This is a genomic window from Alloalcanivorax mobilis, assembly GCF_002864685.1.
GTDB classification, from domain to species: domain Bacteria; phylum Pseudomonadota; class Gammaproteobacteria; order Pseudomonadales; family Alcanivoracaceae; genus Alloalcanivorax; species Alloalcanivorax mobilis.
In genome coordinates this window covers 1-13431 of record NZ_NMQZ01000060.1, presented here as the reverse complement: position 1 = coordinate 13431, position 13431 = coordinate 1, and the positions used below count along the sequence as shown (strand labels likewise).

General features: G+C 63.4%; 10 protein-coding genes. 8 read left to right on the top strand and 2 right to left on the bottom strand.

Annotated elements, in window-relative coordinates:
• Nucleotides 1-134: 134 nt before the first annotated feature.
• Nucleotides 135-2135 carry a TonB-dependent receptor gene (locus CGS25_RS18255; protein ID WP_198588851.1) on the bottom strand — a complete coding sequence of 667 codons (2001 nt, stop codon included), beginning with the start codon at nucleotides 2133-2135 and terminating at the stop codon, nucleotides 135-137.
• Between the two features lie 257 nt (nucleotides 2136-2392).
• Entirely contained in the window at nucleotides 2393-3310 is a 918-nt protein-coding gene (locus CGS25_RS18250; RefSeq protein ID WP_101676331.1) for an aspartyl/asparaginyl beta-hydroxylase domain-containing protein, read from the bottom strand.
• A 141-nt stretch (nucleotides 3311-3451) separates the two neighbouring features.
• On the opposite strand from CGS25_RS18250, the gene ubiD reads away from it, so the two are divergent.
• From ubiD to glcF, 8 genes are all read left to right on the top strand, one after another.
• Nucleotides 3452-4918, top strand: coding sequence for a 4-hydroxy-3-polyprenylbenzoate decarboxylase (gene ubiD / locus CGS25_RS18245; RefSeq protein ID WP_101676330.1), 1467 nt, complete (start codon nucleotides 3452-3454; stop codon nucleotides 4916-4918).
• A 96-nt stretch (nucleotides 4919-5014) separates the two neighbouring features.
• Nucleotides 5015-5932 carry an oxidoreductase gene (locus CGS25_RS18240; protein ID WP_232802494.1) on the top strand — a complete coding sequence of 306 codons (918 nt, stop codon included), beginning with the start codon at nucleotides 5015-5017 and terminating at the stop codon, nucleotides 5930-5932.
• Between the two features lie 64 nt (nucleotides 5933-5996).
• Nucleotides 5997-7382 carry a D-arabinono-1,4-lactone oxidase gene (locus CGS25_RS18235; protein WP_101676329.1) on the top strand — a complete coding sequence of 462 codons (1386 nt, stop codon included), beginning with the start codon at nucleotides 5997-5999 and terminating at the stop codon, nucleotides 7380-7382.
• On the top strand, nucleotides 7379-8692 hold the full coding sequence (locus CGS25_RS18230) for an alanine racemase (protein WP_101676328.1): 1314 nt from the start codon (nucleotides 7379-7381) through the stop codon (nucleotides 8690-8692). The genes CGS25_RS18235 and CGS25_RS18230 overlap by 4 nt, the downstream gene beginning before the upstream one ends.
• Before the next feature lie 219 nt (nucleotides 8693-8911).
• Nucleotides 8912-9298 (top strand): YgiW/YdeI family stress tolerance OB fold protein, encoded by a 387-nt coding sequence (locus CGS25_RS18225; RefSeq protein ID WP_089034268.1) that lies wholly within the window; start codon nucleotides 8912-8914, stop codon nucleotides 9296-9298.
• 239 nt (nucleotides 9299-9537) lie between these two features.
• A complete protein-coding gene (gene glcD / locus CGS25_RS18220) occupies nucleotides 9538-11031 on the top strand; it encodes a glycolate oxidase subunit GlcD (RefSeq protein ID WP_101676327.1) in 1494 nt (497 codons plus the stop codon).
• Nucleotides 11031-12089: a glycolate oxidase subunit GlcE gene (gene glcE, locus CGS25_RS18215; protein WP_101676326.1), complete on the top strand. Its 1059-nt coding sequence runs from the start codon at nucleotides 11031-11033 to the stop codon at nucleotides 12087-12089. Before glcD ends, glcE begins: the two co-directional genes overlap by 1 nt.
• A 20-nt stretch (nucleotides 12090-12109) precedes the next feature.
• Nucleotides 12110-13357, top strand: a complete 1248-nt coding sequence (glcF, locus tag CGS25_RS18210; RefSeq protein WP_101676325.1) for a glycolate oxidase subunit GlcF — start codon at nucleotides 12110-12112, stop codon at nucleotides 13355-13357.
• The last annotated feature ends 74 nt before the right edge of the window (nucleotides 13358-13431 follow it).

Here is a 13431-nt window from a genome sequence, read left to right as displayed (position 1 = left end):
CACCCAGACACGATCCCAAAAGACAATTCCCGCTAAAGCGCGATGAACCTTTTTTTTGCCCTTTGGGTGGCGGCCTCCGGGCGCGTCTGAGTCACGAAGGAACCTCTGAATAGCTCTCTGATGGTTCAGAGGTTCTAAAACGCCCGCTCCACGCTCAGCCGCCAGGTGCGCGGCAGAATCGGATGATAATGGATATCTTCCACGCCTCCGGCGGCCTCGCCTTGTAAGCGCGACGCATAGAAATAATCGATGTCGTGATCGTCCGCGTCGGTCAGGTTCAGAAGCTCCAGCGCCAATTCCCAATTGCGATTCCGCAGGCCCACTTTAACGTTCTGGATGGTGGTGCTGCCGGATTCCTGGTCGGACGCCGAATCCAGCGGGCGCGGCCCCAGGTGACGCAGCCGGTAGCCGGCGAACCAATGCTCCGCGTGATAGTGAATGCCCGCACCGATCACCCGGTTCGGCGCGCCTTCCACGTAATCGCCCTCACCGGCCACCGAATCCCGGTAGCGAGCACGGGTGGCGGCCAGTTCCAGATCCAGCGAAAGCTGGCGCGAAGGGCGATAGAACACATTCAGTTCAACGCCACGACGCAGACTGGGACGGCCCGCCTCGGTATTGCCGGCATCGCCCACGAACAGCAGCTCGGAATCCAGCCGCAACTGCCACAGCGCCAGCGATACCTCCAAATCGTCACCGGGGTAAAAACGCGCGCCCAGCTCCTCGCCACGGGAACGCACCAGCGGGTCGACCTTGTCCGCCGCCGAACCGTCGTCCGGATTGACGCGGATGGTGGTGCCACGCGCGTCGTTGCTGTGAAAGCCATAGCCGGTGGACAGATAGTATTCCATCCGCTCGCTGACCAGCCATGCCAGGCTCAACTTCGGGCTGACGATGCCGTCGTCGGCGTGGCCACTGTTGGACGAAAGATCGACACCGTTGCCGTTCACTCCCACTTTGTCGTCCACGTCAAAATAGTAGTGGTCGTAACGCAGCCCCAGGGTGGCGCGCACATCGCGCAGGGGGAAGAAACTCAGGCTGCCGAACACGCCAGCGGCGGTTTCACGCACCTGGTCCCGACGCACCGTGGCCAGGCGGTCGCGTCCAGCGCTGTTGAACAACCCCACGTCGCCAATGTTGTCGTGGCGCAATTGCATGCCCCAGACACTGGTGAAGTCGATGCCGCCCAGGGTCAGATCATTGTTGAACGCCACCTTGCCGCCATACACCTGGCGCTCGTCAAGCTGCTCGAATTCGTCGCCGTCGACCGGATCGTCGAGAAAATAGGTGAAGTCGGACCACAGATTCAGCCCGTAATCGATGGCGTACAGGGTGCCCTGCTGGCGCGGATTGTCCCAGGACAACGACAGCGAATAACGGTGGCTTTCGCCACCGGCGTCCTGATCCAGCGAGCCGAGATCGTCGATCAATCCCGAACGCACCGCGCGGCGGGGAATCTGATCGGCGCTGTTCCACTGATTCCGGTACGCCATCAACGTGGTCACATAGCGGGTATCGCGGGCGCGCCAGCCGTAGCTGAGCAGGCCGTTGTATTTTTCCACATCCTCACTGATGTCTTTCCAGGGGCCGTTGTAGGTCTGCGTCTCCACGGCGTAGGCAAGATTACGGTCCTGGCCCAGATCCTTGCCGCCGTAGAACAGCGCCCGATAGTAATCGTCACCGCCGCCGGTGAACTTGATCCGTTGCCGATCCAGATAAAGGCGGGTGCTGATGTCGGCGCTGCCCGCTCCGGAAAAATCGCCGACCCCGGCGTAGTAGGGCCCCTTGCGGTAATAGATATCGTCGACCATTTCCGGAATCAGAAAATTGATGTCGGTGTAACCCTGGCCGTGACCATGGGTAGGCATATTGACCGGCATGCCATCCACCGAGGTATTGAAATCGGTGCCGTGGTCCAGATTGAAGCCACGCAGGAAATACTGATTGGCTTTGCCGCTGCCGGAATGCTGGGTGGCGATCATTCCCGGTACGGTTTCCATGATCTCGCCGGTGCGCAGAATCGGCCGGGTACTGAGCTCATCACCGCTGACCCGCCCCTCCGACGCCGCCACCGGTGGCGGTTGCGCGGCGCCCTGCCCCTCAACCCGCACCGATTGCAACTCGTGAGCCTGCACGCTCCCTATGCAAGCCAGCAAAGCGCCGCTCGCGATCCCCGCTCTTGAAAGCCGCATCCCTACACTCCAGTGTTATTTTTATGTCTCGGACAGACGACAAAGACAGGGGCCGGAGGCGGCCCTTACACTTGACTACGCCTGATCCGGTGAACAGGGCGTAAACGGCAGAACGCCGGCTGGTGGCCGGCGCTCAGCGGGAATAGCGGGCAGGTGATGGCGAGGCTCCAGGGGCCCCTGGCGGTTGCTAGCGAATATGGCTAGCGAATAAAGATCGCCCAGAACAGACCACCGATCAGCAACCATTTGAGCAGGTAGTACAGCCGCCGATCGCGTTTCTTCAGGTCCTTGGCTTTGGCGCGTGCCTTATAGATCACATCGAACACCCGGTTGAGCGCGCCGACGTGATCTCCCTCCACGTTCTCGGTACTGGTGGCGCGCACCACCACTTTCTTGAACACCCGGTTGATGGCGGTGGCGACCCGGAAGCGTAGCGGCCGCTCCACGTCGCAGAAAAGAATCAGCCGGTCCTGGTCGGTGCGGTTCTCCGCCCAGTGGATAAACGTCTCGTCGAACATCACATCCTGGCCGTCACGCCAGGCGTATTGTTCGCCGTCCACGTAGATCGCGCAGCGATCATCATTGGGCGTGACCAACCCCAGGTGATAGCGCAGGGAACCCGCGAAGGGGTCGCGATGCTTGCCCAGCCGGGCGCCGGCGGGCAGCAGCGCGAACATGGCGGCGTTGACCCCCGGCAGTTGATCGACCAACGCCACCGACCGCGGGCACAGCGCCTTGGCGGAGGCCTGCGGCTCGTCGTACCACTTCAGGTAAAAACGCTTCCAGCCGGTGCGGAAAAAAGAATGAAACGCGAGATCGTTGTCACTGGCCGCCTGCCGGATGTAGCCCTCGTCGAACAGGTTCATCGCCTCTTCGCGGAACACCCGCCAATTGTCGCGCAGCAAAGCCAGTTCGGGAAAATGTTCCATCGGTAGGAAAGGCCGGTTTTTCACCTGGGAGGTGGCGTACACAAAACAATTGTACGGCCCCATGAGGGTGGAATGATCCAGCAACTGGCGGCTGAATTTGTGGCGCTCTTGTCCCCGGAAATGCACGTAAACGCCACAAGCGATAAACACGTAAAGTACCAGCATCTTCCCTGACAGTAACCACTGCATCGCTCGCTCCTTGCTCCCGGGCCATTAGGTCAAGCGATTTTACTATCCACTCGGAAAGAGTGCCATAGGCCACCGCCAACAGCCGCGATAGGAGCCTGCTATACTGCGCCGCACCATCATCGCCGACATTCGGGGCCACCCATGAAATACCGCGATCTGCGCGACTTTCTTAAGCAACTGGAAGCGCAGGGAGAGCTCAAGCGGGTCACCGCGGAGGTCGACCCGCGCCTGGAAATGACCGAGATCTGCGACCGCACCCTGAAGGCCGGCGGGCCGGCTATCCTGTTCGAAAACCCGAAGGGCTTTTCCATTCCAGTGCTGGGCAACCTGTTCGGCACCGAACGCCGGGTGGCGCTGGGCATGGGCCGGGAATCGGTGGCCGAACTGCGCGAGCTGGGCGAGTTGCTGGCGTTTCTGAAAGAGCCGGAACCGCCCAAGGGCTTCCGCGACGCCTGGGAAAAACTGCCGGTGTTCCGCAAGGTGCTGAGCATGAACCCCAAAGTGGGTGGCTCCGGTCCCTGCCAGGAAAGGGTGATCGAAGCGGACGACGTGGACCTGACGCAACTGCCGATCCAGACTTGCTGGCCCGGCGACGCTGGGCCGCTGGTGACCTGGCCGCTGGTGATCACCCGCGGGCCCAATAAGGAGCGCCAGAACCTGGGCATCTACCGCCAGCAGCTGATCGGCCGCAACAAGCTGATCATGCGCTGGCTCAGCCACCGTGGCGGCGCGCTGGATTTTCAGGAATGGCAAAACGCGCGCCCGGGCGAGCCTTTCCCGGTGGCGGTGGCGCTGGGTGCCGACCCGGCCACCATTCTCGGCGCCGTCACCCCGGTGCCGGACACCCTCAGCGAATACGCCTTCGCCGGCCTGTTGCGTGGTTCGCGCACCGAGTTGGTGAAATGCCTGGGCTCGGACCTGCAGGTGCCGGCCAGCGCCGAATTCGTTCTCGAAGGCCATCTGCACCCCGGCGAGTACGCCGACGAGGGGCCGTTCGGTGATCACACCGGTTACTACAACGAAGTGGAGCGCTTCCCGGTGTTCACCGTGGAACGCATCACCCACCGCCGCGATCCGATCTACCACAGCACCTACACCGGCCGGCCACCGGACGAACCGGCGGTGCTGGGCGTGGCGATGAACGAAATCTTCGTGCCGATCCTGAAAAAGCAGTTCCCCGAAATCGTCGATTTTTACCTGCCGCCGGAGGGCTGCTCCTACCGCATGGCGGTGGTGACCATGAAGAAGCAGTACCCCGGTCACGCCAAGCGCGTGATGATGGGGGTGTGGTCTTTCCTGCGCCAGTTCATGTACACCAAGTTCGTGATCGTCTGCGACGATGACGTTAACGCCCGCGATTGGAAAGATGTGATCTGGGCGATCACCACCCGCATGGACCCGGTGCGCGACACCGTGATGGTGGAAAACACCCCCATCGACTACCTCGACTTCGCCTCACCCGTGGCCGGCCTGGGTTCGAAGATGGGCCTCGACGCCACCTCGAAATGGCCCGGAGAAACCAGTCGTGAATGGGGCAGACCGATTACCATGGACGCGAGCGTCAAAGCCCGGATCGATGAGATCTGGAGCGATCTTGGCCTCGATTAGAAGCGCCACGCGTCAAGCTTCAAACCACGGATTTCAGTGCGTCGTGGCCCGCTTGCCGCTTGCGGCTTGAAGCTTGTGTCCATTCAAGGAGTCATCATGTCCTGGAGCCCGTCCGACATCCCCGACCAAAGCGGCCGCACGGTGGTGATCACCGGTGCCAACAGCGGCATCGGCCTGCGCGCGACAGAGCACCTTGCGCGCAAGGGCGCGCGGGTAATCATGGCCTGCCGAAACCTGGACAAAGCCGAGGCGGCGCGGCGCTCGATGGCCGATGAGGTGGCCCGGCGCACCGAAGTGGTGGAGTTGGACCTGGCCCGCCAGACCAGCGTCAGGCAGGCCGCCAGCGCCATTCGGGAACGTTGCCAGAGCATTGATCTGCTGCTGAACAACGCCGGCATAATGTGGCTCCAGGAAGGCCGCACCGAAGATGGCTTCGAGCGCCAGTTTGGCATCAATCACCTGGGGCATTTCGCCTTCACCGGCCTTCTGCTGCCGGCCCTGCGCGATGTGCCCGGCTCACGCATCGTCACGGTGAGCAGCATCGCCCATCGCGGTGGCCGCATTCATTTCGAAAACATCCACCTGGACGGTATCTACGGCCGTCAGCGCGCCTACGCCCAGGCCAAACTCGCTAATCTGATGTTCGCCATTGAATTGCAACGCCGGCTGCGCGACAGCGGCGCGCAAACCCGCTCGCTGGCCTGCCACCCGGGCGTCGCCAGCACCAATCTGGCGGGCCCGGGGATCGCCGAGGAAAGCCCGCTGGGCATCGGCCGGCTGGCGCGCTGGGCCTGGCCACTGTTCACTCAGAGCGCGGAAAAAGGCGCCTGGCCGACCCTCTACGCGGCCACCAGCGACGCCGCCCGTGGCGGCGGCTACTACGGCCCGGCCTGGCTGAAAGAGGCGATGGGCCAGCCACGGGAGGCCAAGCCACGCCGCTACGCCACCGACGCGGACCTGGGCCGGCGCCTGTGGACGCTCTCCGAAACCCTCACCGGTGTGCAATATCCATAGCGGCCGGTCTTGCCTGTCGCCAACAATCTTGTACCATGGTTCCAAAATAATAATCGGACCCGCCATGGACATCCACAACCTGATCGAGCGCCGTGCCTTCCTCAAGGCCCTGGGCGGCACCCTGGCGGCGGCGGGTCTGCCCGCCGCCAGCCTGGCACGGGCCGACGCTGCGGCGCCGGCCTGGAATAACTGGTCCGGTAATCAGCAAGCCCACCCCCGTCACATTCATTATCCCGCCAACGAAGCCGCGCTGATCGAACTGCTCGGCCAGGCCGAAGGCCCGCTGCGGCCGTTCGGTGGCAGCCACTCATTCAGCCCGCTGGTGCCCACCGCCGGCAGCCTGATCTCGCTGGAGGCGTTCAACGGGGTGCGCCACCATGATCGGCAACGTCACACCATTCGCTATGGGGCGGGCACCCGCATCGGCCAAGCCAGCGCGGAGGCCTGGCGGCGCGGCGAAAGCTTCACCAATGAGCCGGACATCAATCTGCAATCGCTGGCCGGCGCCATCGCCACCAGCACCCACGGCACCGGCCTCACGCTGGGCAGCCTGAGCGCCCAGGTGCGAGCGCTTACCCTGATTAGCGTCGACGGTGAGCAACGGACTTTGAGCGCCGCCGATGGCGACCTGTTTGATGCCGCACGCTGCAACCCCGGCGCGCTCGGCTTCGTCACCGACGTCACCTTTGTTCACCAGAGCGCCTACCGGCTTGAGGAGCACACCTGGACCCTGCCCTTGGAAGACGCCTTCGAATTCTTTGCCCGCGAGCGCGACAACCACCGCAATTTGGAAATGTTCGCCTTCCCCCTGGGCGGCACCGCCATCCTTAAAACCATGGCGATCACCGACAATCCGGAGGACCTCAACCTTGAGGCCGATGACAACAATGACCTGTTGGAAACGGTGTGCGAACTGAGCCGGCGCGCCGGCTGGCTGACCAGCACCCTGCAGAAGCTGGTAACGCTGTTCGTGAGCGAGACACGACGGCGCGGGCCGGCGCACCGCATCTACGCCAATCATCGCGCCGTGCGCTTCAACGAAATGGAATACACGGTGCCCGCCGAGCGCGGTCTGGACTGCCTGAAAGCACTCTGCCAGCGGATTCGCGAACGCGAACTGAACGTGTTTTTCCCCATCGAATTCCGCTATGTGGCCGCCGATGACACCCTGCTGTCCATGTTCAGCGGACGTGCCGGCGCCAGCCTTTCCGTGCACCAATACCACAAACAGGATTACCGTCCGCTGTTCCAGGCCACCGAGCCGTTGCTCCGAGAGCACGGCGGCCGCCCGCACTGGGGCAAAATTCACAGCCTGGGCGCCACCGAACTGCGCGCGCTTTACCCACGCTTCGATGACTTCCTGGCGATCCGCCGGCGCCTGGACCCCGACGGCCGCCTGCTCAACCCGCACCTGCAAAAGCTGTTCAATGGCGTGGAGGCGAGCCGATGAAACGACGCACCTTCCTGATCACGCTGGCCGGCGGCGCGGTCTTCGCCTGGTGGCTCAAACCCGGCGACCAGGGTGCGCCGTACAACCCCTACTTTCAGGCCCTCAACCGGCTGCTTCGCGAGCAAGGCCCGGGCCGGCCAGTGGTACTCATTGACCGCCAGCGCCTGGCGGCCAATTGCGAGCGTCTGATAAAGGCTCTGCCCACCGGCCGCGCGTTGCGCATCGTCGCCAAATCCTTGCCCAGCCTGCCGTTGATTCGCGAGGTCATGGCCCTCACCGGCAGCCACCGCGTGATGGTATTTCATCAGCCGTTTATCAACGCCTTGGCCGAGGCGGAACCGGATTGCGACCTGCTGCTCGGCAAACCGATGCCGGTGAACGCGGCGGCGTTGTTTTATCAGGAGTTTTATAAAGAGTCTTCTCAAAAACCGGCCGGCGAACGCTTCGACCCGCAACGCCAGTTGCAGTGGCTGATCGACACGCCCGAGCGTCTTAACGAGTATCTGCGACTGGCACAAGGGCTGCACCAGCGCCTGCGCGTGAACCTGGAAATCGATGTCGGCCTGCACCGTGGTGGGCTTACGGACCCGGCGCAACTGGACGAGCTGATCGCTATCATTCACGCCCATCCCCAGCACCTCGAATTGGCCGGGTTAATGGGCTACGACGCCCACGTTGGCAAATTGCCCGCCATCGTGGAAAGCCGGCAACAAAGCCATCGCAAGGCACAAGCGGCCTATCAGGGTTTTATCGACCACCTGTACCGGCGGGCACCGCACTACCGGGATCGGCCGCTGACCTTCAATGGCGCCGGCAGCCCCACCATCTTGCTGCATGGCGACGAAACGCCCCTCAACGAACTGTCGGCGGGTTCCTGCCTGCTGAAGCCCTCCGACTTCGACCTGGAGTCACTGAGCGCCTTCCAACCGGCGGTCTTTATCGCCGCACCGGTGCTCAAGCATCTTACCGGCCTGCACCTTCCCGGCCCGCTGCCTGTTGGCCAAGCCTGGGCACTGTGGAACCCGAACCGCCGCGAGACTTATTTTATCTATGGCGGCTACTGGAAAGCGACGCCGGTGTCACCAGCGGGCATTACCGCGAATAAACTCTATGGCGTGAGCACCAATCAGATGATGTACAACGGCTCCCCGGCCTCCGCCTTAACGACCGGCGACATGATTTTTTTCCGCCCCACGCAAAGCGAATCCGTGTTGCTGCAGTTCGGAAATTTATTGGTGCTGGACCCGACCCGCCACGGAGATTTTCGTGTGCATGGCGCGTGGCCACCTCTGCCGCAAGGCGCTGACTAGCCAACTCCGGCGCACCGATGACTTTAGGAATAAGCGGTTACGGCGATATTCTAAAAAATGCGCTCTTCACGGGAACTTTACAGTCACAAAGATTTGATTCGACTTTTACAAAATCCGCAAGCGTTGCACACCGTTTTGCCCCTAGTATGGGGTCACCGAATCGCTGACAAACTTATAGTGATTTCAGGATTTATGATCAGCAACCAAGGAGTGATTGCGATGAAAAAGATTCTGCTCGCCGCCATGATTGCCGCCGGCTCTATTTCCGTTGCCCACGCGGGCAATGTGAACGACGCCATCGTCGCCGACAGCGCCGCGATCCAGCAGGGCATCGACGAAGGCCAGATGGTCAAACTCCAGGGCGAGATCATTCAGTCCCTGGGCGATGAGCGCTACACCCTGAAGGACACCAACGGCCAGATCGAAGTCGAAATCGACAACGATCTTACCGGCGACCGCCCGCTACAACCGGGCACCAACGTGGTGGTCATCGGCGAAGTGGATCACGATGACGGCCGCACCCTGGTGGACGTGGACAAGGTACTGTCCATGCAAGGCGCCAGCACGGCGGAAACCTCCGCACCGACGGGCTCCACCACCCAATAAGTAATCATCACTGAAAAAAAGCGGCCTCCGGGCCGTTTTTTTTTGTTGATAAGCACCGCCCCCACGGCACCAACCTCGCCGACCTCTATCAAACTGAACACTGAACACTGAACACTGAACACTGAACAACTTAAGAACCTCCTTCCTTCTTGCCCGCCCCCCTCGCAACCGGCACACTGATTCGTACCGAATTATTCCAATAAAAAACCGTACCCACTGAGACAGCGCGGGAGGCCCGCATGCTCTACGATGAAGCCCTGGACGGCCGGCTCGGCAGCGTCGATAAGGCGCGAATTCTGCGGCTGATTCAAGAGCGCGTGCCCGATCTTCAGGTTCTGCACCATCGCGAGGACCTGCGCCCCTACGAGTGCGATGGCCTGGCCGCGTATCGCACCACGCCGATGCTGGTGGTACTGCCCGCAACCGTCGCCCAGGTACAAGCGCTGATGAAACTGGCCAGCCAGGAACGGGTGCCGGTGGTGGCACGGGGCGCGGGCACCGGCCTGTCCGGCGGCGCCATGCCTCTGGAAAAGGGCATACTGCTGGTGATGGCGCGCTTTGACCGTATTGTCGGCATCGACCCACGGGCGGCCACCGCCCGGGTGCAGCCGGGCGTCCGCAACCTGGCCATCTCCCAGGCCGCCGCGCCCCATGGCCTCTACTACGCCCCCGACCCGTCGTCGCAGATCGCCTGTTCAATCGGTGGCAATGTGGCGGAAAACGCCGGCGGCGTGCATTGCCTGAAGTACGGGCTCACGGTGCACAATCTGCTCAGCGTCGACATCGTCACCGTGCAGGGCAAATTGCTGACCCTCGGCGCCGACACCCTGGACGCCCCCGGTTTTGACCTGCTCGCCTTGTTCACCGGCTCCGAGGGCATGCTCGGCGTGGTCGTGGACATCACCGTCAAACTGCTGCCGCTGCCGGCCTGCGCCAAGGTGTTGCTGGCCAGCTTCGACAACGTGGAAAAAGCCGGCCAGGCGGTGGCCGACATCATCGCCGCTGGCGTCATCCCCGGCGGCCTGGAGATGATGGACAACCTGGCGATCCGCGCCGCCGAGGATTTCGTCCACGCCGGTTACCCACGGGAGGCGGCGGCGATCTTATTGTGTGAACTGGACGGCGTGGAAACGGACGTGGATGAAGACATCCAGCGGGTGCGCGCGGTGTTGGAAAACGCTGGCGCCACCGACATCCGTCAGGCTCGGGACGATCACGAACGCCAACGCTTCTGGGCCGGGCGCAAAGCGGCGTTCCCGGCGGTGGGTCGGATATCCCCGGACTACTACTGCATGGACGGCACCATCCCCAAACGGGAACTGCCCAAGGTGCTGGCCGGTATCGAAGCCCTTTCGAAGCGCTACGACCTGCGCGTGGCCAATGTGTTTCACGCCGGCGACGGCAATATGCATCCTCTGATCCTGTTCGACGCCAATGACCAGGATCAACTGCAACGCGCCGAGGCCCTGGGCGGCGCGATCCTGGAATTGTGCGTGGCGGTGGGCGGCAGCATTACCGGCGAGCACGGTGTCGGCCGGGAAAAAATCAATCAGATGTGCGTGCAGTTCAACAACCAGGAAATCATTTTTTTTCATGCCGTCAAAGCGGCCTTCGACCCGAACGGGTTACTGAACCCGGGCAAGAACATTCCCACCCTGAACCGTTGCGCCGAATTCGGCGCCATGCACATCCACCGTGGTGAGCTGCCGTTTCCAGATCTGGAGCGCTTCTGATGGACGCCCGGGATCACAACGAAGCGTTACTGGATCAGGTGAGACAAGCGGCGGCCACCGGCCGGCCGCTGGCGATACACGGCGGCGGCAGCAAGTCGATCCTGGGGCGCCCGGTGCAGGGCGAGCCCCTGGACACAACCAACCACCGGGGCATCGTGCATTACGATCCTTGCGAACTGGTGGTGACGGCTCGCGCCGGCACGCCGCTGGCCGAGCTGATCGACACCCTGGCCGAGCAGGACCAGATGCTGCCCTTCGAGCCGCCCCTGTTTGGCGGCGGCGCCACCGTCGGCGGCATGGTGGCCACCGGCCTGGCCGGCCCACGCCGGCCCTGGGCCGGTTCGGTGCGCGATTTCGTGCTCGGCACCCGGGTCATCACCGGCGCTGGCCAGGCTCTGCGTTTCGGTGGCGAGGTGATGAAGAACGTGGCCGGCTATGACGTGTCGCGGCTGATGGCCGGCAGCTTCGGCTGCCTCGGCCTGATCAGCGAGGTGTCCCTGAAAGTCCTGCCGCGCCCGCGCGCCAGCGCGACCCTGCGGCTGACACTGGCGCGCGACTCGGCGCGTGAGTGCATTCTGCGCTGGCGCCACCAGGGCCTGCCGCTGACCGCCGCCTGCCACCATGAGCAGCAACTGACCCTGCGGCTGGAAGGCAACCGTGGCTCGGTGGACGCGGCCCGCCGGCACATCGGCGGCGAGCCGGTGGACAATGGCGAATTCTGGGCGCGGTTGCGCGATCACCGGCTGCCGTTCTTTACCGGCCCGGGAACCTTATGGCGGCTGTCGCTGCCGATCGCCGGCGATCACCCGGCGCTCCCCGGCACCAGCCTGATGGACTGGGGCGGTGCGCAGTACTGGCTGAAAAGTAACAGCGATGCAGCGGCGATCCGCGAGTGGGCCAGTGGCGCCGGCGGCTGGGCCACCTGCTTCGCGGCGGCGGCCGGCGTCGAGCCTTTTCACCCCCTGCCCGCCGCGCTGATGCACTACCACCGGGCATTGAAAGCGCAGCTGGACCCGCAGGGAATCTTCAACCCCGGTCGGCTTTACCCCGACCTTTAACCGGCAACGAGGCAACGGCCATGCAAACCAACCTGAGCGACCAGGCCCGCCAATTGCCACGCGCCGACGAAGCGGAATCGATTCTGCGCGCCTGCGTGCACTGTGGTTTCTGCAATGCCACCTGCCCCACCTATCAGCTCACCGGCAACGAGCTGGACGGCCCGCGCGGGCGCATCTATCTGATCAAGGAAATGCTCGAAGGCGAGGCCCCCGGACCCGGCACCCAGCAACATCTGGACGCCTGCCTGAATTGCCGCGCCTGCGAAACCACCTGCCCATCCGGCGTTAATTACCACGCGCTGTTGGACATCGGCCGCCCGGAACTGGAGCGCCAGGTACCCCGTTCCCGCCGTGAGCGCCTGCTGCGCTGGGCGCTTCGCACCGTCATGCCGCGCCCGCGTCTGTTCCGGATTCTGATGCGGCTGGGCCGCTGGTGCCGGCCGCTGGCGCCGACGGCACTGAAAGAGAAAATTCCCGCCCGCGTGGTTGCCCCCGGGCGGCGGCCCGCCATCAAACCGGGTCGCCGCATGGTGTTGCTGGGCGGCTGCGTGCAGCCGGCGTTGTCGCCCAATACCAACGCCGCCGCCGCCCGGGTGCTGAACCGGCTCGGCATCGGCGCGCGGGAATGCGCCGGCGCCGGCTGCTGCGGCGCGGTGGACTATCATTTAGGCGGGCACCTGGACGACCAGAGCACCGGTCTGGCCCGCGCCAAACGCAACATCGACACCTGGATCGAAGCCCTCGACCAAGGCGCCGAGGCGATCATTCCGGCCGCCAGCGGCTGCGGCGCTTTTATCAAGGAATACGGGCATCTATTCCGCGACGATCCCGGCTACGCCGACAAGGCGCGGCGGGTCAGCGAACACACCCGGGACCTGGCCGAGGTGCTGGCCGCGGAAAACCTGGACGCCCTGGCCGTACACGACAACCGCCGGTTGGCCTTCCAATGCCCCTGCACCCTGCAACACGGCCAACGCCTGGCCGGCGCCACCGAAAGCCTGCTGACCCGGCTCGGCTTTGACCTGACCCCGGTGCCCGACGCCCACCTGTGCTGCGGCTCCGCCGGCACCTACTCAATCACCCAGCCGGACATGGCCCGGCAACTGCGCGACAACAAACTCAACGCCCTGGAAAGCGGCGCCCCGGACCTGATCGCCACCGCCAACATCGGCTGCCAGATGCACCTCAGCGCCGCCGCCCGCACCCCGGTGCGGCACTGGATTGAGATTGTTGATGAGGGTTGGAACAAGTTAAAAGTTGAAGGTTAAAAGTTAAAAGGGCGGAGTCGAAGAGTGGACTGGCCCCATTTAAGTAGACACTGATTTTAAAGTGGCCGCATAGT